General features: G+C 55.9%; 21 protein-coding genes. 13 read left to right on the forward strand and 8 right to left on the reverse strand.

The genetic code is table 11. The annotated features are described in order from the left end of the window. The first annotated feature begins 77 nt into the window (after positions 1–77). The 5 genes from BV494_RS05580 (at position 78) to BV494_RS05600 (ending at position 7,752) form a co-directional block, all read left to right on the forward strand. Positions 78–1,559 carry a SulP family inorganic anion transporter gene (locus BV494_RS05580; protein ID WP_104921950.1) on the forward strand — a complete coding sequence of 494 codons (1,482 nt, stop codon included), beginning with the start codon at positions 78–80 and terminating at the stop codon, positions 1,557–1,559. Positions 1,560–1,793: 234 nt separating this feature from the next. Next, positions 1,794–3,752 carry a protease modulator HflK gene (gene hflK, locus BV494_RS05585; RefSeq protein ID WP_104924720.1) on the forward strand — a complete coding sequence of 653 codons (1,959 nt, stop codon included), beginning with the start codon at positions 1,794–1,796 and terminating at the stop codon, positions 3,750–3,752. Beyond that, a complete protein-coding gene (hflC, locus tag BV494_RS05590) occupies positions 3,749–4,786 on the forward strand; it encodes a protease modulator HflC (protein ID WP_104921951.1) in 1,038 nt (345 codons plus the stop codon). The genes hflK (BV494_RS05585) and hflC overlap by 4 nt, the downstream gene beginning before the upstream one ends. After that, on the forward strand, positions 4,783–5,826 hold the full coding sequence (hflK, locus tag BV494_RS05595) for a protease modulator HflK (RefSeq protein ID WP_104921952.1): 1,044 nt from the start codon (positions 4,783–4,785) through the stop codon (positions 5,824–5,826). Before hflC ends, hflK (BV494_RS05595) begins: the two co-directional genes overlap by 4 nt. A 12-nt stretch (positions 5,827–5,838) precedes the next feature. Next, the gene (locus BV494_RS05600) at positions 5,839–7,752 is read left to right on the forward strand and encodes a heavy metal translocating P-type ATPase (protein WP_104921953.1); all 1,914 of its coding nucleotides are present in this window, start codon (positions 5,839–5,841) and stop codon (positions 7,750–7,752) included. 75 nt (positions 7,753–7,827) lie between these two features. Here the strand turns inward: BV494_RS05600 and pth are convergent, their stop codons facing one another. Further along, the gene (gene pth / locus BV494_RS05605) at positions 7,828–8,418 is read right to left on the reverse strand and encodes an aminoacyl-tRNA hydrolase (protein ID WP_192938081.1); all 591 of its coding nucleotides are present in this window, start codon (positions 8,416–8,418) and stop codon (positions 7,828–7,830) included. A 292-nt stretch (positions 8,419–8,710) separates the two neighbouring features. Here pth and ychH point away from each other — a divergent pair, with 292 nt between their 5' ends. After that, a complete protein-coding gene (gene ychH, locus BV494_RS05610) occupies positions 8,711–8,989 on the forward strand; it encodes a stress-induced protein YchH (protein ID WP_104921954.1) in 279 nt (92 codons plus the stop codon). A 115-nt stretch (positions 8,990–9,104) separates the two neighbouring features. On the opposite strand, the gene prs is transcribed toward ychH, so the two are convergent. The 3 genes from prs to lolB form a co-directional block, all read right to left on the reverse strand. Next, positions 9,105–10,052, reverse strand: a complete 948-nt coding sequence (gene prs, locus BV494_RS05615; protein WP_104921955.1) for a ribose-phosphate diphosphokinase — start codon at positions 10,050–10,052, stop codon at positions 9,105–9,107. Positions 10,053–10,220: 168 nt separating this feature from the next. After that, on the reverse strand, positions 10,221–11,084 hold the full coding sequence (ispE, locus tag BV494_RS05620) for a 4-(cytidine 5'-diphospho)-2-C-methyl-D-erythritol kinase (protein WP_104921956.1): 864 nt from the start codon (positions 11,082–11,084) through the stop codon (positions 10,221–10,223). Position 11,085: 1 nt separating this feature from the next. Continuing rightward, on the reverse strand, positions 11,086–11,709 hold the full coding sequence (lolB, locus tag BV494_RS05625) for a lipoprotein insertase outer membrane protein LolB (RefSeq protein ID WP_104921957.1): 624 nt from the start codon (positions 11,707–11,709) through the stop codon (positions 11,086–11,088). 279 nt (positions 11,710–11,988) lie between these two features. Between lolB and hemA the strand changes: the two genes are divergently transcribed. From hemA to kdsA, 6 genes are all read left to right on the forward strand, one after another. After that, the gene (gene hemA, locus BV494_RS05630) at positions 11,989–13,251 is read left to right on the forward strand and encodes a glutamyl-tRNA reductase (protein WP_104921958.1); all 1,263 of its coding nucleotides are present in this window, start codon (positions 11,989–11,991) and stop codon (positions 13,249–13,251) included. Positions 13,252–13,283: 32 nt separating this feature from the next. Further along, a complete protein-coding gene (gene prfA / locus BV494_RS05635) occupies positions 13,284–14,366 on the forward strand; it encodes a peptide chain release factor 1 (RefSeq protein ID WP_104921959.1) in 1,083 nt (360 codons plus the stop codon). Continuing rightward, the gene (gene prmC, locus BV494_RS05640) at positions 14,366–15,199 is read left to right on the forward strand and encodes a peptide chain release factor N(5)-glutamine methyltransferase (RefSeq protein WP_104921960.1); all 834 of its coding nucleotides are present in this window, start codon (positions 14,366–14,368) and stop codon (positions 15,197–15,199) included. Before prfA ends, prmC begins: the two co-directional genes overlap by 1 nt. Positions 15,200–15,243: 44 nt before the next feature. Further along, entirely contained in the window at positions 15,244–15,633 is a 390-nt protein-coding gene (locus BV494_RS05645; protein ID WP_104921961.1) for a SirB2 family protein, read from the forward strand. Positions 15,634–15,635: 2 nt separating this feature from the next. Further along, positions 15,636–16,445 carry an invasion regulator SirB1 gene (sirB1, locus tag BV494_RS05650; protein WP_104921962.1) on the forward strand — a complete coding sequence of 270 codons (810 nt, stop codon included), beginning with the start codon at positions 15,636–15,638 and terminating at the stop codon, positions 16,443–16,445. A 96-nt stretch (positions 16,446–16,541) separates the two neighbouring features. After that, complete coding sequence (gene kdsA, locus BV494_RS05655) at positions 16,542–17,396, forward strand: 3-deoxy-8-phosphooctulonate synthase (RefSeq protein WP_104921963.1); 855 nt, start codon at positions 16,542–16,544, stop codon at positions 17,394–17,396. Between the two features lie 76 nt (positions 17,397–17,472). Here kdsA and dauA read toward each other — a convergent pair whose 3' ends face one another. Further along, entirely contained in the window at positions 17,473–19,140 is a 1,668-nt protein-coding gene (gene dauA, locus BV494_RS05660; RefSeq protein ID WP_104921964.1) for a C4-dicarboxylic acid transporter DauA, read from the reverse strand. Positions 19,141–19,412: 272 nt separating this feature from the next. Between dauA and BV494_RS05665 the strand changes: the two genes are divergently transcribed. Beyond that, entirely contained in the window at positions 19,413–20,519 is a 1,107-nt protein-coding gene (locus tag BV494_RS05665) for a GGDEF domain-containing protein (RefSeq protein ID WP_104921965.1), read from the forward strand. A 50-nt stretch (positions 20,520–20,569) separates the two neighbouring features. Here the strand turns inward: BV494_RS05665 and BV494_RS05670 are convergent, their stop codons facing one another. From BV494_RS05670 to BV494_RS05680, 3 genes are read right to left on the reverse strand one after another with little or no spacing between them, the layout of a single operon-like run. Continuing rightward, complete coding sequence (locus tag BV494_RS05670) at positions 20,570–21,889, reverse strand: cytochrome c (RefSeq protein ID WP_104921966.1); 1,320 nt, start codon at positions 21,887–21,889, stop codon at positions 20,570–20,572. Between the two features lie 22 nt (positions 21,890–21,911). Next, positions 21,912–23,516: a GMC family oxidoreductase gene (locus tag BV494_RS05675; RefSeq protein ID WP_104921967.1), complete on the reverse strand. Its 1,605-nt coding sequence runs from the start codon at positions 23,514–23,516 to the stop codon at positions 21,912–21,914. Then, positions 23,509–24,063 carry a sugar dehydrogenase complex small subunit gene (locus BV494_RS05680; RefSeq protein ID WP_104921968.1) on the reverse strand — a complete coding sequence of 185 codons (555 nt, stop codon included), beginning with the start codon at positions 24,061–24,063 and terminating at the stop codon, positions 23,509–23,511. The genes BV494_RS05675 and BV494_RS05680 overlap by 8 nt, the downstream gene beginning before the upstream one ends. Positions 24,064–24,135 lie beyond the last annotated feature (72 nt).

The following is a 24,135-nucleotide window of genomic DNA, read 5'->3' on the forward strand; positions in this document are numbered from 1 at the left end:
TAAACCTTGCCTCGTTCCGGCCATTTTTAGATACTTGTCACAATTTTTTAACTGACTGGAAGTAAACCGGATGTCTTATGTTTAGCCCGCGTGGTGTGAAGTTGTCGGCAGTCAAAAACGAAACGCTGGCAGGATTTGTTGTGGCCGTGTCCATGATCCCGGAGGCCGTCGGGTTTTCGCTGGTCGCAGGGTTATCGCCGATTGTCGGCTTGCACACCGCTTTTATCATCGGGCTGGTGACCGCGCTGTTTGGCGGAAAACCGGGCATGGTGTCGGGCGCTGCGGGCTCGATCGTGGTGGTGCTGATGAGTCTGGCCGCGCAGCACGGGATGGGTTACGTGCTGTGGGCGACGATTTTTGCCGGTGTCATTCAGATTCTGATCGGCGTGTTCCGGCTCGGAAAGTTTATCCGGCTGGTGCCGCTGCCAGCGGTGCACGGTTTTGTGAACGGACTGGCGATTGTCATTATGCTGGCGCAGTTGCAAATGATTGCCGGGCAGGGGCCGCTGATGTACGGGCTGGTGCTGCTGGCGATTCTGGTCGTCGTGCTGTTCCCGAAACTGACCAAAATCATCCCGTCGTCGCTGGCGGCGCTGATTGTGGTTTCCGCCGTGGCGATTGGTTTTAACCTGCACACGCTGCGGGTCGGCGATCTGGCGGATATCTCCGGCGCATTACCGCATTTTAGCCTGCCGGTCGTGCCGTTCAGCCTGGAAATGCTGAAAGTGGTGCTGCCTTATGCAGTGGTGATTGCGCTGGTCGGGCTGATTGAATCGCTGCTGACCATGACGGTGCTCGATGAAATGGGCGGCCATAAAGGCAACGGGAACCGCGAAAGTATCGCGCAGGGTGCGGGCAATACAATCTGCGGTCTGTTCGGCTGTTTTGCCGGTTGCGCGATGATCGGGCAGTCGATCATTAACTTCACGTCGGGCGGGCGCGGGCGGATTTCCGGGACGGTCGGCGCGATTTTGCTGATTCTGTTTGTGGTGAGTTTGTCCGGTTATATCGGCCTGTTGCCGGTGGCGGCGCTGGCCGGGATTATGCTGGTGGTTTGCTATAATACGTTCGAGTGGAGTTCTTTGCGCCGTCTGCGGCGTATGCCGAAAGCCGACGCGCTGGTGATGCTGATTGTCACTGTGATCACGATTTTCACCGATCTGGCCGTGGCGGTGATCAGCGGGGTGATTATCTCGGCGCTGGTTTTTGCCTGGCAGCAGGCGCGTATCCGCATCCGCGAGAAGAAAACCAAGGGTGAGCTGACGGTGTATAAGCTGGAAGGGCCGCTGTTCTTCGGCTCGGCGGCGTCGTTTTCTGAACTGTTTGAACCGGAGAACGATCCGCAAAACGTGGTGCTGGATTTCGCCGGGACGCGGGTGATGGATTCGAGCGGCGTTGAGGCAATTGATAAGCTGACCGCACGGTATCTGGATGCCGGTAAAACCATCCGTCTGCGTCATCTGAGCAATGACTGCATCAGTCTGCTCAAAAAAGCCGGGCCGTTTTGCAGCCACGAGCTGGATGACCCGCAATATTATGTCGCGGAAGATAACCTCTGACCTTCAACAGGTGCCGCTCAAAACGGCACCTTTTTTTGACCTAAAACTCCCGACCACCGGTGCGCATGACGGCCGTCGCCCCGGCAGATAAACGCTTACAATTAGTGGCAAAAAAGCGGCTAAATTCATATCGCCGAAAATTCTGTAATGTTATACGGTTACGCTCAGTTTTCTCGCACGCACTGGCGCATAGCCAGCGTGGCGGGTTATTTTTTCTCCTCTGCCGGAGCGGACATGAGCATAAACAAGGCATCCGGAACGGACGACGCCAGCAAACAGTTGCGCTTTCAGTCAGCCGCCTCCCACACGCGCTGGCTGAACGGGCTGCTCCACGCCATTATGGTGATCAGCAGCGTGCTGTATCTGATATTACTGATGCTCTATATGGTCTCCCCGGAGTCGGTCTGGCCGTGGGTGACCGGCAATATTATGGCGGCGATGTGGGTTTGTGCGGCCTCGCTGCAATGCGCCCGGCGCATTACCCGCTGGCGCGAGCAACAGTTTGCCTCCGGTCATGGTCTCGTCGGGCCGCAAATTCCCCCCGGATTTACTCAGCGTCTCGCCTCCCGGTCATGGATGCAGCCGGTATTGCGTTATGTCGATGCCCACGTGTTCTTTCAGGCATTTCCGGCCATGGCTGCATTAGGGCTCATCGCGCTGCTGTGGCAGTTGCCGTTACCGGTAAATCTCGCCAGTGAGGCCGGGTATTTCGCCGGTTCTGTCTTTATCCTTTGCGCCTTTGCCGTGCTGGTGCTTGAGCGTCACTGGACGCTAAAAAATCCGCTGGAATGGCCGGAAGCGGCAAAACTGGCACCGCTGCTGCGTATGATTATCGCCGTCTTTTTACTGAGTGCGCTGGCGCTGATGTTTGCCCAGGGTACGACGGTCTGGCCTGCGCATTTGCTGGTGCTCACCGGATGGCTACCGGCGCTGGTGGCGCTGGAGCTTTTCCTGCGGGCGCTGATGGCGGTGTTTTCACCTCCGCGTGAGGACAAAGAGCCGGAGTTCATTGCAGGCAGTTTGCTGGCGGCACAACTTTGCTGGCCACCGCGCCCGTTACAGTTTGTGCAGAAAGAACTGCATCAGCATTTTGGTATCGATCTCCGCCAGATCTGGGCATTCCGTTTTATGCGCCGCGCGGTGTTGCCGCTGGGCGCGTTTTTGCTGCTGACCGGCTGGATGCTGACGGGTATCAGCGAGGTGCCGCTGACGCAGCGTGGAATTTATGAATCCTTCGGCAAACCGGTGGCCGTCCGGCAGCCCGGTTTACACGCCGGGCTGCCGTGGCCATTTGGTCGCACGCTGATGGTCGATAACGGGGAAGTGCATGAACTCACCACCGGTTCTGAAGAGCCGGTGACTGCCACGTCCGTCGCAGTGGCAGACACCGCCGAAGGCCCCGCGCCGGAGAGCGCAAACCGGTTATGGGATTCCGGCCACAGCAGCGACAAATCACAAATCATCGCCAGCGCGGCGAATGACCGGCAAAGTTTTCAAATCATGAATATGGACGTCCGCTTCGTGTACCGCATCGCCATGAACGATGATGCGGCGATGGCGAGCCTTTATCACACCGAAAATATGCCGGTGCTGATCCGCAGTATTGCCAATCAGGTGCTGGTGCATGATTTTTCCTCGCGCACGCTCGACAGCCTGCTGGGCAGCGATCAGACCCGTCTGGCCGGTGATATCGGGCAGAAAGTGCAGGCGCAGCTTGATCATCTCAACAGCGGTGTGGAACTGCTGGCGACGGTGATTGAGTCGATTCATCCGCCTGCGGGCGCGGCCGACGCGTATCACGGCGTGCAGGCGGCACAAATTCTGGCGCAAAGCGCGATTGCCGGTGAGAAAGGCCAGGCGGCGCAACAGCTGAATGCCGCCCAGCAATTTGCCCGTCTGGCACTGGATACGGCCACCGCACAAAATCATGAAAATCTGGATCAGGCGCAGGTCATGGCGCTGTCCTTTGATGCCGAAAATCAGGCGTATCAGGCCGGTGGTCAGTCATTCCTGACCGAGCGTTATTTCCGTCAACTGACGCTGGCGATGCAGCAGCATCCGAAGGTGTTGATTGTTGATCACCGCATGGGTGGCGGGACGCCGCCGGTGCTGGATCTGAGAAATTTTACCCTGCCATTTACGCCCGGAGCGGATAAAGCGGCGCATTCTGTCAAAGCGGAGACGACCCGGTGAGTGATTCCCAACAACCTGAAGGCCACGACCACGACGCACATGACGGACATCATCACGGTGCCGGGCATCATCACCACCACCATCATTCCGGCCCGGCGGCACCCAAGCTCTGGCGGCGTGTCACGATTGCCACCGTGCTGGTGGCGCTGATTGCCGCCACTGCCTGTCTGGTGCAGGTGCGTTCAGGCGAAGCAATGGTGATAACACGCTTTGGTAATCCGGTGCGCGTGCTGTTGCAACCGGGGCTGGCGTGGCATCTGCCGGTTCCGCTGGAAACGGCGATTCCGGTGGATTTGCGGATCCGCACCACATCCAGCGGTTTGCAGGATGTCGGCACGCGCGACGGCCTGCGGATTATCGTGCAGGCGTATACCGTCTGGCAGGTGAAAAACGATCCTCAGCACGTGCAGCGTTTTATCCGTGCGGTACAAAATCAGCCGGATATGGCGGCCGCGCAGATAAGGACGTTTATCGGCTCGGCGCTGGAAACCACCACCAGCGGTTTTGCGCTGGCTGACCTGGTAAATACCGACGCCAGCAAAATCCGGCTTTCCGGCTTTGAACAGCATTTGCATGACCAGATCGCACGCCAGCTGCTCGACAGCTACGGCATCGAACTGGTACAGGTCGGCGTTGAACGGCTCACGCTGCCGTCGGTGACGTTAGATGCCACCGTGGATCGGATGCGGGCGGAGCGGGAAACCATCGCCACCGAGCGTTCTGCCGAAGGTAAGCGTCAGGCGGCTGAAATCCGGTCTTCCGCTGAACGAGACGCCCGCGTGATTAAAGCGGATGCGTCAGTTAACGCGGCCAATATTGAAGCGCAGGGACAGGTGCAGAGTGCGGCCATTTATGCCAAAGCCCGCGCAGGGGATCCGCAACTGTACGATCTGCTGCGTTCGCTCGATACGCTCAGCAACGTGATCACACCGGGTACGCAACTGGTGCTGGGCACGGATGCGGCACCGTTCCGGCAACTGGTCGAAGGCCCGCCGGCATTACCCGCCGCTTCAACTAACGGACCGCATCCATGAATCCGTTATCCCGTTTTCAGGGAAATGCGTGGTTTCAGGCGGGGCGCATGGCGTATCTGGCGCTGTTCGCCATGACGCTGATTGCCGCCGCGAGCTGGCTGTTTTCCAACGTCCGGCAGATAGAGCCGGATAAGCGCGCGGTGGTCATGCGTTTTGGTGCGGTTTCGCGCACGGCGGGTGCCGGGCTGCTGCTGGCATGGCCGGAACCGCTGGAACAGGTGGAAATCCTGCCCGCCGCCGATCGGGTGATCGAGCATCATGTGACCGCCTTGCTGAGAACCGACATTGTGCCCGCGTGGAATAATACCGGTGGCGAGAAAAGTGATGCCGTCGCCGGGGCGGGATATCTGCTGACCGGAGATTCCGGCGTGGTTCAGCTGGATGTGCAGGTGTACTACGTGATCACCGATCCGGTGGCGTTTGTGCTGCAAGGGGAACACGTGTTACTGGCGCTCGACCGTTTAACTGAACATGCGGCAGTGGCGATTTGTGCCTCACGGGATCTGGACACCATTCTGGTCGCCCGGCCGGAAATGGTGGGTAACGGCAGCAATATCGCCGAACGCCGTGAACGGCTGCGCGGCGATTTGCGTCAGGGCATTAATCAGCAACTCGCGGGGCTGAGGGCGGCAGGGAGCAGCACCGGTATCGAAGTCCGCCGCGTTGACGTGCAGTCGTCGCTGCCGCCGTCGGCGGTGGATGCGTTCAATGCGGTGCTGACGGCCAGTCAGCAGGCGGAGCAAAACATCGCCAGCGCCCGTAATGAGGCGGCGCGCGTTCATCAGGACGCCGTTCAGTCGGCCGACCGCGCTTTACAGGTTTCTCATGCCAGAGCCAGCGAGCAAATTGCGCGCGCGTCCACCGATACCGCGACGATAGTGCAACTGGCGGACGACCGCTCGCCCGAACTGCTGTGGCGTTTATGGCGTGAACGGATACCGGCGATCCTCGCCCATGCAGGCAGCGTGACGGCTGTTGATCCCCATGACGACGCGCATCTGATCCTGCCGGGGCCAGACCGTCCGACATCTCAACCCTGAGGTAATGCTTCCGTGACGTCTTTTTCCTCTGAAGAACCGCACACTTCGCCCGCGAAAAGTGTGCTGCTAACGCGCAGTGAACAGCGAAATATGGCGGTGCAGCTGCTGCTGGCGATGGCCGCGTTTGGTCTGCTGCTGTGCGGCTGGATCTGGCAGTGGCTGTTTCCGCAGCAAAGCGACGTCGGGCAAATTCTGTTTGGCGTGGCGTCACTGCTGGTCGCGGTGCCGGTGCTGCGTTCGGCGATTTACAGCTTGCGCAGCCCCAGCCTGCATGGCGTGACCGATCAGCTGATTGCCATCGCAATGCTGGGTGCGTGGGCGACGGGCGATCTGATGACCGCCGCATTGCTGCCGGGCATTATGATTTTTGGTCATATTCTGGAAGAGCGGAGCGTGATCGGTTCGCAGGAAGCGATCGACGCACTGAGCCATCTGACACGCAGCCGCGCACGGCGGATTTTACCCGACGGTGACATTGAAGAAATCGATAACCACCAGTTGCGAACCGGCGACCGGGTTGAAGTCCGCGCCGGTGACCGGTTGCCCGCCGATGGCCGTGTCATATCTGGCAGCGCCAGTCTGGATACTGCGCCGATCACCGGGGAATCCGTGCCACAGGAAGCCCGCGCGGGGGATGACGTTTTCGGGGGGGCCATTAATCTTGACGGATTACTTTGCGTTGAAGTCACACGCACCGGCGCGGATGCCACGCTGGGTAAAGTGATTGCGCTGATGCAAAAAGCCGAACATGCCAAACCGCCGATCACCCGTCTGCTCGAACGCTACGCCGGGCAATATCTGGTGCTTATTCTGCTGATTGCCGCCGCGACCTGGTTTATCACCCGCGATGCCCACGCCATGCTGGCGGTGCTGGTGGCGGCGTGTCCGTGTGCGCTGGTGCTTTCCGCGCCCGCCACGGCCATTGCCGGGATCGCAGTGGCAGCGCGTCACGGGATCCTGATCCGCAGCTCCGCATTTCTGGAGGAACTGGCCGATCTGAACGCCATCGTGGTCGATAAAACCGGTACGCTGACGCACGGTGAACTGCATTTGCAGCGCACGGTGCTGGCCGCCGGGGCGTCGTCTGACGCAGTGATCCGGCTGGCGGCCAGTCTGGGCGCGGCGAGCAGCCATCCGGTCAGCCGTGCGCTGGCAAAATTACTGCCGCGTGAACAATATTTACCACTGGACGACGTGTCAGAACAGCAGGGCATGGGCGTGCGTGCGCGGACTGCACAGGGCGATGCGTTGCTGGGGCGTCCGGCATTTTTCGGCCAGAACAGTATCCCGGTGGATGCCGAACCTGAACATGACGGGCCGCTGGTCGGACTGTCGCTAAACGGGCGTTTTCTCGGCTGGCTGCTTCTGGCTGATTCGCTCAGGCCGGAGGCGCAAATGGCGCTGGCGGAACTGCGTCAGCTTGGGCTGCAACGACAACTTCTGCTGACCGGCGACCGCGACAGCGTGGCGCAACGTATTGCCGGAGAAGTGGGCATCGGTGATGTCGTCGCACAGGCGTTACCGGAAGATAAACTGCATCAGGTATCAGCCGAAATCGCGCAAGGGTTCCGGCCAATGGTGGTCGGGGACGGCATCAATGATTCTCTGGCGTTAAAAGCGGGCGTGGTGGGCATTGCGATGGGGGCGGGCGGCAGCGATATTGCGCTCGCTTCCGCCGACGTCGTGCTGATCGGCAGCGATTTGCGCCGTCTGGGAACCTGCGTTCGTCTGAGCCGCGCCTGCCGTAAAACGCTGAAAATTAATGTTTTCATCGGGCTGGGCTGGACGCTGGTGGTGATGGCGGCCGCCGCAATGGGATTACTCGGCGTGGGCGGTGTGCTGATTGCCGCACTGTTACATAACCTGAGCACCTTGCTGGTGCTGGGCAATGCCGGGCGATTATTGCGGTTTGACGAGCCACTTTAAGCCAGTTTGTGAAAAGTAAAACGGGCGCAAAAAGTTGCGCCCGTCAGAGATCAGGTTGTGGTCAGTCCGTGCGGATTAAAGCTCAGCTTTAAACGTGTGCAGGCGGCGCATGGTCTTTTCCAGGCCGTCTTTCATCAGTAATTCCGTGCAGCGCAGTGACTCGTCAATCGCATCATCAATCAGCTTTTGTTCACTGGCGGGCGGCTTGCCCAGCACAAATCCCACGACTTTGCTTTTATCGCCCGGATGGCCGATGCCAATGCGCAGACGGTAGAAATTCGGGTTACCGCCGAATTTGCTCTGAATATCTTTCAGGCCATTGTGACCGCCGTTGCCGCCGCCCAGTTTAATTTTCGCCATGCCCGGCGGGATATCCAGTTCATCGTGCGCGACCAGAATTTCGTCCGGTTCAATACGGTAGAACTGCGCCATCGCCAGAACGGCTTTGCCACTGAGATTCATGAAGGTGGTCGGCACCAGCAGGCGGACGTCCTGACCTGCCAGAGATAAACGCGCGGTGTAGCCAAAAAACTTACTTTCTTCTTTTAACTGCTGGTTGTGCTGGCGTGCCAGAAGGTCAACATACCAGGCACCCGCATTGTGGCGGGTTTGGGCATATTCGGCACCTGGATTGGCCAGCCCGACGATCAATTTAATGCTGCTCACGGTTTTCGCTTCTTAATCGGGTGAGGTTTAGCGGGCTAGTTTACCTGTCACTTTTCGCTGTGCCAAATATCAGGCCATGTAATTCTGTTTAAATGCGGTGGTTTCTGAATAGTTTCTACAGTTAATTATTAACCTTCCGAATGTATCTGACTGGAAAACGTAAAGAATTGTCATCTGATGTTCTCTGTCTGTGATCGTGACCGCAAAGTGAACCGGATGGGACGTCTATAGTTAAGGCAGGAAATGACAAGACAGCAATGATGCTAAGACTATCGACAACTGGAGGTGACATATGAAACGTAAAACCGCAATGAGACTGGGCAATGCCCTGATGGGACTCGGTTTACTCACAATGGTCGGTGGCGTTGGCTATTCTATTTTAAATCAATTGCCTGAACTGGGTTTACCGCAGTTTCTGGCACATGGCGCTATCGGCAGTATTTTCATCGGCGCTATTTTGTGGCTGGCCGGTGCCAGAGTCGGTGGACGTGAACGCGTCGCAGATCGCTACTGGTGGGTGCGTCACTATGACTCACGTTGTGCAAACAGCAAGACACATCGCCATTCCTGATTAAATGGCCTGAAAAGAAAAAAACCGTTGTCGCTCACGCTTCAACGGTTTTTTGCATTTCTGAATACATCAGTTCTTCGCAAAAACAAAACGCCCCTGAAATGGGGCGTGATGATTAATGCTCGAACATCGCAGAAATGGATTCTTCATTGCTGATGCGGCGGATAGCCTCAGCCAGCATGCCTGACAGTGTCAGGGTGCGTACTTTTTTCAGTGCGCGGATTTCTGCGGACAGCGGAATGGTATCGCATACAATCACTTCGTCGATGACGGAGTTTCTGATGTTTTCCACTGCGTTGCCGGAGAAGATTGGGTGAGTTGCGTAAGCGAATACGCGCTTAGCACCGCGTTCTTTCAGTGCTTCAGCGGCTTTACACAAGGTGCCACCGGTGTCGATCATGTCATCAACCAGCACACAGTCACGGCCAGCGACATCACCGATGATATGCATCACCTGAGAAACGTTGGCACGCGGACGGCGTTTATCGATGATAGCCATGTCGGTATCGTTCAGCAGTTTCGCCACGGCACGGGCGCGAACAACGCCGCCGATATCCGGGGAAACAACGATTGGGTTTTCCAGGTTCTGTTGCAGCATATCTTCGAGCAGGATTGGGCTGCCGAAAACGTTGTCTACTGGTACATCAAAGAAGCCCTGAATCTGCTCTGCGTGCAGGTCAACGGTCAGAACGCGGTCAACACCGACGCTGGACAGGAAGTCAGCAACAACTTTAGCGGTGATTGGCACACGGGCAGAACGCACCCGGCGATCCTGACGTGCATAGCCGAAATAAGGAATAACGGCTGTGATACGACCAGCAGAGGCGCGGCGTAAGGCATCAACCATGACGACCAGTTCCATCAGGTTGTCATTTGTAGGTGCACAAGTGGACTGGATAATGAAAATATCTCCGCCACGTACATTTTCGTTAATTTGCACACTTACTTCACCGTCGCTGAAACGACTGACGGCGGCGTCACCAAGGCTGGTGTATAAACGGTTGGCAATACGTTGTGCTAGTTCCGGGGTGGCGTTACCAGCAAAAAGCTTCATATCAGGCACGAGAAGAACCTCAGGCTTGCGTCCAGGGAAGACATTGGCTTTTGGCACCACCGGGCGGTGAGCGGTACCAAAGCATTATGCTCACGATACTTCTAAATCTTACTGCTTAAACAAAAACCGGTTGAATAAGTCGCTGGCAAAGAACAGACACAAAACCACTGTGACTCTCTACGCTTTGCCCGCAGTTCTCAACGCGGCTTCGCGAAAACGGTGTAACGGTGAAACGTTTACACCGCGTGCTACAAAACCCCGGCTCCATGCTGGGATTTCATTAAATACCTGACGGGCTTCGGTTTCTGTGTCGAATTCGGCAAACACACAAGCCCCTGTTCCGGTCAGTCGCGACGGCGCGTATTCTAACAGCCAAGAAAGTAGCTGTTCAACCTCGTAAAAACGTTTTCTCGCAATCGGTTCGCAATCATTTGCGTAAGGCGTGTTCAAAAGCACATTTACAGGGCGTTTTGGTGTATTTCTGGTCAGTTCCGGATCGCCGAAAATGACCGGGGTCGGAATGTGAACGCCGGGATGAACCACCAGGAACCATTTTTCCGCCGGTGTGACCGGTTGCAAGATTTCACCAATGCCTTCGGCAAACGCGGCAAAACCCATCACAAAGACCGGCACGTCTGCGCCCAGCGTGATGCCGAGTTCAGCCAGTTCTGTATCCGTTAGCCCGCAATGCCACAAGGTGTTCAGGGCAACCAGCACGGTCGCGGCGTTAGAGGAACCGCCGCCCAGGCCGCCGCCCATCGGGATCTGCTTTTGCAGGGAGATATCCGCGCCAAGCGGGCTTCCCGTGTGTTTCTGTAAAAGACGAGCAGCGCGCACCACCAGATTGTCGTCGTCTGCAACGCCTTCAACCGGTGTGGTCAGGGCGATAACGCCGTCGGTGCGCACGTCAAAACTCAGGGCGTCGCCGTAATCGAGAAACTGAAACAACGTCTGCAGATCATGGTAGCCGTTGGGCCGCTGTCCGGTGATATAAAGGAACAAATTGAGTTTAGCCGGAGACGGCCACAATTGCTGCGTCATCTCAGTTTAATGTCCAGTTATCCATTTTCAGCTTGATGCGCTGTTCGCCCTGGGTCATTTCCAGACGTTGCGGCAGGGACGGTTTGGCGTCGTCGTCATAGGCCTGATACACCACAGTGCCGCTCTGACCATTCTGGCTGAACTTAACTTGTGACAGGCGATACTGGCTGTCGAGGGTGAAATCGGTGCCATCACCCGGCAGGCCAAGCATCCACAGACGCAGGTTGGACAGCGGAATCGACATGCCGGTCAGCTTGCGGATCATGTCGTCCGGATTATCGCTGGTGTAATGCTTGCCTTCGTTGTTGGTCAGCTGCGCGATGCCGCTTTGCACTTTCAGCTCCATTTCGGTGCTGCCGAGCGGATTGGTCAGCAGCAGACGGTAGCTGTCCTGGGAATATTGTTGCCAGAAGAAGCGGGCATAGACTTTCTGTTTATCGGAAATGTAAGCGAAAGAGCCGCGGGTCTGATAATGCTCGAGTTGTTTGACCTGAGCTTCGTGTTCACGCCATTGCGGAGACGTCGGGCTGGTTGCCGGGCCTTTCGGCGCATTAATCGAACACGCGGCAAGCACTAAACTTGCCAGAGGGAGGAGGCGAACAAAATGTGTTTTACGCATTGGCATAACAGGTTAAATCCTTTGTGCTTTGGCGGCGGTGGCTTTTATAAACAGAAAAGGGGCCAGACAAATACGGCGTGCGCTAGTTTAGCACAGCCCGCGCATCGGGTGATCGACACCCGGTACAGATGATCGACGATCGGAGAGTTTTGGGACAATACTGATTTGTAAATGGATTTAACGTTAGATGCTGTACGGCTTTTATTGATCCCGCGCATCTTGTAGAATGCGCAGCAGACGTAAACCCATACTATTATAAAGTATAAGTCGAAAATCGCTTCCCATATGACCCTGCTTGCATTAGGTATCAACCACAAAACCGCCCCGGTGTCTCTGCGTGAACGGGTAACATTTTCACCCGAGACTCTGAATGAGGCGCTCTCCAGTCTGCTCCAGCAACCGCTGGTGCAGGGCGGAGTCGTGTTGTCTACCTGTAACCGGACGGAGCTCTATCTGAGCGTCGAACAACAGGAAAACCTGCAAGAACAGCTGGTGAAATGGTTGTGCGATTATCATCATCTCAGTGAAGATGAAGTGCGAAAAAGCTTGTACTGGCACCATGACAACGCCGCCGTCAGCCATCTTATGCGCGTGGCGAGCGGGCTGGATTCGCTGGTGTTGGGCGAACCGCAGATCCTCGGGCAGGTTAAGAAAGCCTTCGCCGAATCGCAAAATGGCCGGGCAGTATCCGGCGAACTGGAACGCCTGTTCCAGAAATCCTTCTCCGTTGCCAAGCGTGTCCGCACTGAAACCGATATCGGCGCAAGCGCCGTTTCTGTGGCTTTTGCCGCCTGTACGCTGGCGCGCCAGATTTTTGAATCCCTTTCTGATGTGAATGTGCTGCTGGTCGGTGCGGGTGAAACCATCGAACTGGTGGCGCGTCATCTGCATCAGCACAATGTCCGTCACATGATGATTGCGAACCGTACCCGCGAACGTGCGCAGACGCTGGCAACCGAAGTGAACGCGGAAGTGATCAGCTTGCAGGATATCGATTCCCGCCTGGCGGAAGCCGACATTATCATCAGTTCTACCGCCAGCCCGTTGCCAATCATTGGCAAAGGCATGGTGGAACGTGCGCTGAAAGCGCGCCGTAACCAGCCGATGCTGATGGTTGATATCGCCGTGCCGCGTGATATCGAACCGGAAGTTGGTAAACTTGCCAACGTCTATTTATACAGCGTTGATGACCTGCACGGCATTATTCAAAACAATCTTGCCCAGCGTAAAGCCGCTGCGATTCAGGCAGAAACCATCGTTGAGCAGGAAAGCTCAAACTTCATGGCCTGGCTGCGTTCGCAGGGAGCCGTTGAAATTATTCGTGATTATCGCTCGCGTGCTGATATTATTCGCGCCGACGCACAAGCAAAAGCCTTAGCCGCCATCGCGCAAGGCGCTGACGTCGAAGCGGTGATCCAGGAATTAGCCCACAAATTGACCAACCGCCTTATTCACGCGCCAACCCGTTCTCTGCAACAGGCAGCCAGCGACGGTGATGTGGAGCGTTTGCAAATTTTACGCGACAGCCTCGGGCTGGATCAGCAATAGTTCTCCTTTTTTCACAGGGTTAAACACCACGCATGAAGCCTTCTATTGTTGCCAAACTGGAAGCGTTACAAGAGCGCCACGAAGAAGTGCAGGCGATGCTCGGCGATGCCAGCGTCATTGCCGATCAGGATAAATTCCGCAGTCTTTCCCGCGAATACGCTCAGTTAACGTCCGTTTCCGAATGTTTTCTGGCCTGGCGTCAGGCGCAGGAAGATTTAGAAACTGCCGGGATGATGCTCGACGATCCCGAGATGCGCGAAATGGCGCAGGACGAAATCAAAGACTGCAAAGCCACCATCGAAGAACTCGAAGAAAAATTACAACTTCTGTTACTGCCGAAAGACCCGGACGATGAACGCGGGTGTTTCCTGGAAATTCGTGCAGGAACCGGTGGTGATGAAGCGGCGATTTTTGCCGGTGATTTATTCCGCATGTACAGCCGTTACGCAGAATCGCGTCGCTGGCGTGTCGAAATCGTGAGCGCCAGCGAAGGCGAACACGGCGGATATAAAGAAGTCATCGCCAAAGTGAGCGGTGAGGGTGCTTACGGCCAGTTCAAGTTTGAATCCGGCGGTCATCGCGTTCAGCGCGTACCCGAAACCGAATCTCAGGGGCGTATTCATACGTCGGCCTGTACCGTTGCCGTGATGCCGGAAATCCCGGAAGCCGAATTGCCGGAAATCAACGCCGGTGATCTGCGCATTGATACGTTCCGCTCTTCCGGTGCGGGCGGTCAGCACGTTAACACCACCGATTCCGCCATCCGTATTACCCATATTCCGACCGGTATCGTGGTGGAATGTCAGGACGAACGTTCTCAGCACAAAAACAAAGCCAAGGCGATGTCCGTGCTCGGCGCGCGCATCCGTGCGGCAGAAGTGGCGAAACGTCATGCGGAAGAAGCCTCTACGCGCCGTAACCTGCTGGGCACCGGCGACCGTTCAGACCGCAACCGTACTTACAATTTCCCGCAGGGCCGCGTGACCGATCACCGCATCAACCTGACCATTTACCGTCTGGATGAAGTGATGGAAGGCAAACTCGATTCGCTGATCCAGCCGATTGTGCAGGAATATCAGGCCGACCAGCTCGCCGCACTTTCTGAGCAGGACTGATGGATTTTCAGTGCTGGCTGCGTGATGCTACCCGCCGTCTGGCTGCGGGTGAAAGCCCGAAGCGTGACGCTGAAATCCTGCTCGGTTTTGTCACAGGCCGGGCAAGAACCTACATCATGGCTTTTGGCGAAACGCCGCTGTCGGCCACTCAGCTTCAACAACTGGACACCTTGCTGGCGCGACGCGAGCAGGGTGAACCCGTTGCCTATCTGACCGGCGAACGCGAGTTCTGGTCACTGCCGCTGTCTGTTTCTCCCGCCACGTTAATTCCTCGCCCGGATACTGAATGTCTGGTTGAGCAGGCGCTTGTCCGTTTGCCGTCTGAGCCGGTGAACGTGCTGGATTTGGGCACAGGAACAGGCGCGATTGCCTTAGCGCTGGCCAGCGAGCGGCCTGACTGCAAGTTAACCGGCGTTGATTTGCAGCCCGATGCGGTAACGCTGGCGCAACACAACGCGCAAAAGCTGAAAATCAGCAATGTGCGTTTTCTACAGGGCAGCTGGTTCTCGCCGGTCGCCGGTGAAACGTTCGCGCTGATTGCCAGCAATCCGCCGTACATCGACGCCGCCGATCCACATCTTGCGCAAGGTGACGTTCGTTTTGAACCGGCCAGCTCGCTGGTGGCAGAAAATGCCGGTCTGGCTGATCTGGCTCATATTATTCAAACCGCACCCGCGTATCTTCAAGAAGGCGGCTGGCTGTTGCTCGAGCACGGCTGGCAGCAGGCGACAGACGTGCAAACACTTCTGCGTGATGCCGGTTATCAGCAGGTTTCGACCGTGAAAGATTATGGCGGCAATGACCGCGTCAGCCTCGGACAGTGGAATCTGTAGTCAAAACCTTTTGATTTTAAAACGATAAAAGAAGGAAACTGACAATGGCGTATGTCTGGATAAAGAATCTCCATTTGCTCACCATCACGCTGAGTATTGCGCTGTTTGTTTTACGATTTTTTTGGAAATGGGCGGGTTCTGCTATGATGCAGAAACGCTGGGTGAAGATAGTTCCGCACATTGTGGACACCTTGCTGCTTTTAAGCGGCATTTCGCTTATCTTCATCACACACTTTTATCCGTTCAGCCCACAGGGAACCTGGCTGACCGAAAAGATTTTTGGCGTTATTATCTATATCGCGCTGGGCTTTGTGGCCCTGAGCAAGCGACCGGTTAGCCAGAAAACCCGCTGGCTGGCCTTTATTCTGGCGCTCGCTTGCCTGTATCTGGTTCTCAAACTGGCGCTGACGAAAATACCGCTGCTAATGGGATAACTATGAGTACCCTTGCTGATTTTGAATTTAACACTGCCCGGCTCAGTACCGGGGTGATCAAAGTAACGGAATCTGTGCGTTTTGATTTCAATGCGGACGACGTTCGCCGCCAGCTGAAAACGCTGGTCGAGGAAGCTCGCCGCGTCGTTCCTGAGGACCTTGATCAGGATCAGCAGCTGGAAGTGTTGATTGAACTGTTTTACCGCACCTGGGGATTCGGTGGCGCGGGCGGCGTATATCGCCTCTCGGATGCTATCTGGATCGACAAAGTGCTGGCTTCGCGTCAGGGCACGCCGGTTTCGCTGGGCGTGATCTTCCTGCATATCGCGCATGAGCTGGATTTGCCGCTGATGCCGGTCATCTTCCCGACTCAACTGATTCTTCGCGCCGACTGGATGGACGAAGAAATGTGGCTGCTCAACCCGATTAACGGCGACACGCTTAACGAGCACATGCTCAACGTGTGGCTGAAAGGGAATCTGGGCGTCACGGCGATAATCGAAGACGATGATCTGGAAGAAGCGGATAACACGTTGATCGTGCGCAAAATGCTCGACACGCTGAAAGCCGCCCTGATGGAAGAAAAACAGTTCGAACTGGCGCTGCGGGCCAGCGAAACGGTTTTACAGTTTGATCCGGATGACCCGTATGAAATCCGCGACCGGGGTCTGATTTATGCTCAGCTGGAGTGTGACCACGTGGCGATTTCCGATCTCAGCTATTTTGTTGAGCAGTGCCCGGAAGACCCGATTTCAGAAGTGATTAAAATGCAAATCCATTCGATTGAGCACAAGCACGTCACGTTGCACTAATTTTAAATTACCTTACGTTATCATCTGAAAAACGCTGATGAAATAATGCGTTGACGCATTTTCAGGTGAAGGATTTACCATTAAAAAGGCCAAAGCATGAAACATAAAGTGGTTAGCATTCAGGACATTAAAGTCGCCAACGATCTGCCGTTTGTGTTGTTCGGTGGGATGAACGTACTCGAATCACGCGATATGGCGATGCGTGTGTGTGAACATTACGTCACCGTGACACAGAAACTCGGCATTCCTTACGTTTTCAAAGCGTCTTTTGATAAAGCCAACCGCTCGTCGATTCATTCCTACCGTGGTCCGGGTCTGGATGAAGGCATGAAAATTTTCCAGGAACTGAAGCAAACTTTCGGCGTGAAAATCATCACCGACGTTCACGAATCCTGGCAGGCACAGCCGGTTGCAGACGTGGTTGATGTGATTCAGCTGCCTGCCTTCCTGGCGCGTCAGACTGACCTGGTGGAAGCGATGGCCAAAACCGGTGCCGTGATCAACGTGAAAAAACCCCAGTTCGTGAGCCCGGGTCAGATGGGTAACATCGTGGACAAATTCAAAGAAGGCGGCAACGATCAGGTTATTCTGTGCGATCGCGGCAGCAACTTCGGGTATGACAATCTGGTTGTCGACATGCTGGGCATGAACGTGATGATCAACGCAACGGGCGGACACCCGGTGATCTTCGACGTGACTCACGCACTGCAAACCCGCGACCCGTTCGGCGCAGCGTCCGGCGGTCGTCGTGCGCAGGTTGCCGAACTGGCGCGCGCAGGGATGGCGGTTGGCATTGCTGGCCTGTTCATCGAAGCACACGAAGACCCGGCGAATGCGAAATGCGATGGCCCGTCTGCACTGCCGCTGGCGAAACTGGAGCCATTCCTGGTTCAGATGAAAGCCATCGACGATCTGGTGAAAAGCTTCCCGGCGCTCGATACCAGCAAATAATTTGCGGTTTGGATGTCAGTAAAAAGGCGACCTTCGGGTCGCCTTTGTTATTTTTGGGAATAGCCGTTTTGAAGACTTACAGTGCGTCCGCCAGATTTCCGTGGAAGCTCAGACGACCTTCGACCGGGTGCATTCTGGCGCGTGCGAGGGTTTTCAGCGGCTGGAAGGGGATTTCTGCAATACGCAGTTCCGTCTCTTCCGGCAGTGTGTCGATAAAGTGACGCAAAGCGTTAACGCCGCCCGCATCCAGAACAGCGACACGATCCCACAGCAGAACTATGACTTTTTTACCTTCGGCGCGCGCCTGAAGTTCACTGAAGATGCGCTCGGCGGCGGCGAAGAATAACGGCCCGTTGACGCGCAGAACCAGCGTGTTTTCCGGCGTGTCGACGGCAACTTCTGTCAGGCGCGTCAGCCGTGCAATGCGGCGCATAAACAGCAGCGACGCCATCACAATCCCAGCCGTAATCGCAATCACCATATCAAACAGCACCGTCAGGCTCATGCAGGTCAGCATCACCAGAATGTCGTCTTTCGGCGCGCGGCGAAGTAAATCCACCACTTTATGCGCTTCACTCATATTCCACGCCACCATCAGCAGCAGTGCCGCCATCGCCGCCAGCGGCAGCCATGAAAGCAGCGGAGCAAGAATGAGCAGGGCAAGAATGACCAGCAGCGAGTGAATAATGGCGGAAACCGGCGATGTCGCACCGGCCCGCACGTTCGCCGCGGATCGCGCAATGGCAGCCGTGGCCGTAATTCCGCCAAAGAACGGGCTGACTATGTTACCGATACCCTGGCCGATCAGCTCATTGTCCGAATGGTGTTTTTTGCCGGTCATGCCGTCGAGCACGACCGCGCACAGCAGGGATTCAATCGCGCCCAACATCGCCATCGAAAATGCAGCGGGCAGCAATGCCTGAACCAGCGACCAGCTCAGGCCGCTGCCGTCGGGCTGTGTCCATGGCAGCGCAAACTGCGGCAGAATAGGCGGAATGCCGTTGCCCTGCGAGCCGTCCGGCAGCAGGAAATGAAAACGTGAGCCGATAGTGGCGACCGGATGTCCGGTCTGCATGAATATCGCCATGACGGCGCAACCGGCCAGTAATGCAGGCAGATGCCCGGGGACGCGCAGCCCGAGTTTCGGCCACAGAATCAGCACGCCAAGCGTGACGATACCAATCGCGGCATCGCCGATATCCAGCGTCGGCAGCGCCATCACCAGCGCCGCGACTTTACTGAGATAATGCTCGGGCACGCTGGCCATCGTCAGACCGAAGAAATCTTTGAACTGCATCGTCCCGATGGTAATCGCAATGCCTGACGTAAAGCCAAGCGTCACCGGCAGCGGAATATATTCGATTAAGCGGCCAAAACGCGCGAGGCCCATCAGCAGCAGAATAAAGCCGGACATCAGCGTCGCCAGTAATAAGCCTGACAAGCCAAACTGCTGAGAAACCGGATAAAGAATGACGACGAACGCTGCCGTAGGGCCGGAAACGCTGAAACGCGAGCCGCCGAAAATGGCGATAATAATGCCCGCGATTGCCGAGGTATACAGCCCGTACTGCGGCGGAACCCCGCTGGCAATCGCCAGTGCCATTGCCAGCGGAATGGCAATAATCCCGACGGTGACGCCTGCAATGGCATCTTTGAGTAAGCGTTGAAGGGTATATTTTTCACGAAAACAGGCGTCTGTCAGGGCGCTGAAAAGCCTGACACGGCGTCTTCCTGAGGTATTCATAAGGCGTAAACCACCTGGCGAAAAGAATGAAAGAGAACCCGGTATTCTGATACCGGAAAAGCCCTAGAATACGCCGTTTTGGGTATTGTCGTGTAGACATAAATCAAGGCTTGTTAACAGAAAAGAGCGTAAGCCACATAACAGCCCGATTACTGGCAATGTGACGCGCCGCCAGATATTTAACAGCAGGCTACGACGCACGCATTCATCATCTATATTTAAGTGAATACCCGTTAATCGGAGAGGGAAAGTGTGAGAGGGCACCGATAACCATGCCAGATATATTGTCTCTGGGAAGTTTGTATGCGGATATATGCGTTACTTACGCCACGCTCTCAATCAGTTTTTTTATACTGAGCCGCAGCGAACCCTTTAACTTTAAAGGCTCACACTGGAAACGGGTGGCTTTTGGTCTGGTCGCGGGGATCACCGCACTGTACCTGCGCGGCAATCAGTTGGTCCTGACGGATAATTTATCGTTCAGTTTTGAAATGTTGCCCATGATTTTAGTGACATTTTTCGGTGGCTGGCTCAGCGGGTTGTGCAGTTTTGTGGTGGCGTTTTTCTTCAGCGGTATGTTTACGCTCAATAATCTGTTTATCGCCATCATTCTCGGCACACTGTTTTTATTTCGTGTCTGGACAAGGCGCAAACATCGCGAACTGTATATTACCATCGTGCTGGTCGGTATTTGCCGGCTGGCGCTGGTTTCCAGTATTCATGGTATTCAGGTACCGTGGACTGAGCTGATGTTTTATCAGGCGATTGCCGCCTGCTGCATGATCCTCTGTTATCACGCCCTGAATTATAAAGAAATCTACATGAATAAAGTTTTCGTCACTCGGGTGAAGGCTGCCACCGACGAGCTGACGCAAATTAATAACCGCGCCAGTCTGGATTACTGGCTGGCGCAACGGCAAATCCAGCGTGAAGCCTGCGGTTTAATATTGCTGGATATCGATAATTTCAAACGGGTGAATGACACGCTCGGCCATCAGGTGGGGGATCGTGTATTAATAGAAGTAGGACGTTTATTACGCCACCTGACCCGCAACGAAGATTTTGCCGGGCGTTACGGTGGCGAAGAGTTTTTAGTGATGACCTCCACGTGTGATCCTGCCACTTTGTTGTCCATCGCTGAACGTATCCGTAAGGAAGTGGAAGATTGTGTGATCTCTCTTGAGGACGGCCGCGAACTGAGAGTGACAGTGTCACTGGGCGTTTCGTTGTATTTACCCGGCATGATTATCCGTAAGTCTCTCAAACTGGCCGATCTTTCATTATATGAGGCAAAACGGAAAGGGAAAAACTGTGTGGTGGGCAGTTCCATTCTGACGCTGGCAGAGTTGGGATACAAACGCCACACGCATAAAATGTAAAAGGAGCCTTTCGGCTCCTTGTCTGCCTGTTCACCGTGACCTGTCCACCGTTACTTCTGCGTGCCTTCTTCAATTTTCGGCGGATACGGCAGAGCCGCGTCTTTACGCATCTTCGCGACCTCTTTCGCCGTTACCGTCGCGCCCGCCGGATTACCGAACTGCGTGCTGACATAATTGCTCAGCGTCGCAATCTGCTCATCATTCAGCTGATCGGCAAATGAAGGCATCATGATTTCGCCTTTATCCATCTTGCGCTGGACGCCATTTAAGATCACCGAAACCTGATTGCGGCTGTCGTAAGAACCGGTGCTGGTGTGGCTGAACAGCGAAGGATAAGCATGGAATCCTTCACCGCTGCCCGCGCCGCCTTTTCCGTGACAGGCTGCGCAGCTGGCGTTAAACAGCGCGACGGCAGATTCATTCACCGTCTGGCCTTCGGCGCGCAGAGGATAAACATCCTGACTCTGCTGACCCCAGGCATCACGCGGTGTAGTCTGCTTGTCGTCACCGATAGCCGGAACGGAACGGATGTAGATCGCGATCGCGTTCAGGTCGCTGTCTGAGAGGTGTTGCAGGCTGTGCTCGATCGCTTCGCCCATCCCGCCGGACGCTGACGCTTTGCCGGCCACAAAACCGGTTTTCAGGTACGTCACCAGTTCCTGTTGCGACCAGGTGCCGATCCCGGCGTTTTTGTCCGGCGTGATGTTAAACGCCACCCAGGATCCTAAATCGCCGCCGGAAAATGCTTTGTCGGTGTCCATGCCCATCGTCAGCGTGCGCGGCGTGTGGCAGGTGCCGCAGTGCTCGAGGGCTTCGACCAGATACGCGCCACGGTTCCAGTCCGCAGATTTGGACGGATCGTTTTTCAGCTCGCCTTTGTCGAAATTAAACAACTTCCACACGCGCATTCCCCAGCGTTGGTTGAACGGGAAAGACAAATCGGTTTGCGGCCCGGCCGAATGTACCGCAGGCAGCGACATCAGATAAGCTTTGACGGCCAGCACGTCGTCGCGTTTCATCTTAGTGAAGGAGTCATACGGCATCGCCGGATACAGCTGCTGCCCGTCTTTGCCCACGCCTTCACGCACCGCACGCACGAACTCATCATCCGTCCAACTGCCGATGCCAAATTCTTTATCGGAAGAAATATTGGTGCCGTAAATCACCCCGAAAGGCGAGGCCAGCGGATAACCGCCGCCAAATTTCGCGGTTTTATCCGCACCCGGTGCCGTGTGGCAGGCGGTACAGTCACCAGCAGTCGCCAGATATTCGCCGCGTTTGACAAGTTCTGCATTACCGGACGCGTCATCCGCCCACGCGCTGGTCGCTGCCACTAACGGCAGCATCGCCAGCATGAATTTCATTTTCATTGCTCAGTCCTCAGAAAATCAATCAGGCCAGGCTTTTCAGCACCGCGTCCGCCATGCGTAATGCCAGTGCTGTACCGGACAGCGTGGAGTTCACCGTGGAGGCCGACGGCATAATGCCGGTACCGGCAATGAACAGGTTCGGGTGGTCATGCGTCCGACAGTCGCCATCCACCACAGAATCCTTCGGATCGCTGCCCATGATCATGGTGCCGGTGATGTGCTGGTTGTTGTCGTAAACGCCACGCTTGCTGTACACCACTTCGGTGCCGCCCATCTCTTTGACGATCTTCTGGAAATCGAGCATTGACTGGTCATAGCCGCGATGTACGTATTCCGGGAATTTGTAATGGACTTCCAGACGCGGAATGCCCCATTCGTCTTTCTCGGTTTTACTGAGCACCACGCGGTTTTCCGGCTCCGGCAGCATTTCCAGCAGACATTTCAGCTGGATATAGCGTTCGGACTGAAACGCCAGTTTGTCGTTCAGCGCTTTGCCGTAATACCCCTGACGCACCAGCCGTTCCGTGAGATAACGCACCGGCGAGGTGTTGGCGACGTCGATACGTAACGCGGAGCGGTCGCTACGGAATTCCCCGTCGCGCAGGTTGTTAATACTGCCCGGTCGCATCGGGCCGCGGCCGAAATACACCGGTTCATCGGCATAGAATTCTACCGAGGTGCCGGGGTGATCCATCAGGTTGCGACCGACCATGCCGGAGCTGTTGGCGATGCCGTCCGGGTATTTTTCACTGGTGGACATCAGCAGGAGTTTCGGGCTTTCGATGCCGTTGGCGGTCAGAACGAAACGCTTACCGGTGACCTTGTGCGTAACTTTGTCGGCGTCGAGATAATGCACGGCAACAATTTCGCCGCTGTCGCTGGCTTCAATCTTGTACACCACGGCATTGGCAATCACGCGAACACCGGCTTCGATGGCTTTACGGGCAGAAATCCCGCCGTGGTACTGCGCATCAATCGGGCAGACCGGCATACAGTTATTGTTGCCACAGCAGGCAGGGCGGCCATCGTAAGGAATGCTGTTGCGCGCCTGCGGGCCGATACCCAGCACATAGCCAAGTTTTGCAATCCGTTTACTCATGCGGTCAAAACCGTAAGGCAGCGGAATGCCTGGCAGCGGATACGGCTGAGAACGCGGGGAATCGAGCGCATCGTCACCGGAAACGCCCATCTGAATTTCGGCTTCGGTGTAATACGGTTCCAGATCGTCATAACTGATCGGCCAGTCGCGCCCGATGCCGTACAGCGTTTTGATTTTCATGTCGTTGGGCAGCAGGCGGAACGCCTGTCCTGCCCAGTGCCAGGTGGTGCCACCGACGCCGCGCAGGTATTGCGCGGCATACAAATCCGGGCCTTTCTGAATCAGATAGTTGTTATCCTTTGGCTGGAATTTTGGCTGCGGTGCCCAGGGTTTTGGCGGATAGGGCTCGGTGAAGTCGCCTTTCAGCGGTGACTGACGGAACAGTTCGACCGCTTCGTCACGTTTAATCACCGGACCGGAATCCAGCATCAGCACGGAAACACCGGCTTTCACCATTTTCAGCGCGGCGAGAGAACCGGCGATACCGGCACCAATGACGACGACGTCAGCATTCAGCGCATCAGCCATGAGTGACCTCCGGGGAGTTTTGTTGCGTTGTGGCCGGTTTGTTGACCCAGAAATTTGGCTCGCCCGGCGCATAGCTCGGCGGCAGCAGGTTATTTTTCAGCAACTGATAGCTGACGATATTTTCGAATCCGATGCATTTCTGGCTGCCGGGCTGGCCGACCACACCGAGATACCAGCCGCTGACCAGTTGCTGATAAAGCTGCGCCAGTTGCGCCGGTTGTTGTGCCAGCAACTGATGCAGGTCATCGCCAACCACGCCGTCATGGGCGGTGAGAAGGGCGGAAAGGGCGTCGAGCTTGGCATCAAGTTGTTTATCGTGCAGCCAGCTGTACAGTGCCTGGCCGAGATGTGGCTCCAGCGTTTCCATGCCGGTCAGCTGTTTCGACAGCGTCATAAACCCGGCCGGCAGGGTGATGGCTGAAGCCAGCGGCGGTGCGGCATGTGCCAGCGTGGCAAATACGCCACCGCCCAGCATCTGGCTGCCGAAACCCGCAGCCAGCATGCCCGCAGTGCCGAGAACCATCCGGCGACGAGAGAGATTGATCATGCTGAAATTCCGTATACGTTCTTAAGCGGTCACGGGCGTGTCCGCCAACAAGAAAGATGAGAGAAACGTGCC

The organism is Rahnella sikkimica (assembly GCF_002951615.1).
GTDB classification, from domain to species: Bacteria; Pseudomonadota; Gammaproteobacteria; order Enterobacterales; family Enterobacteriaceae; genus Rahnella; species Rahnella sikkimica.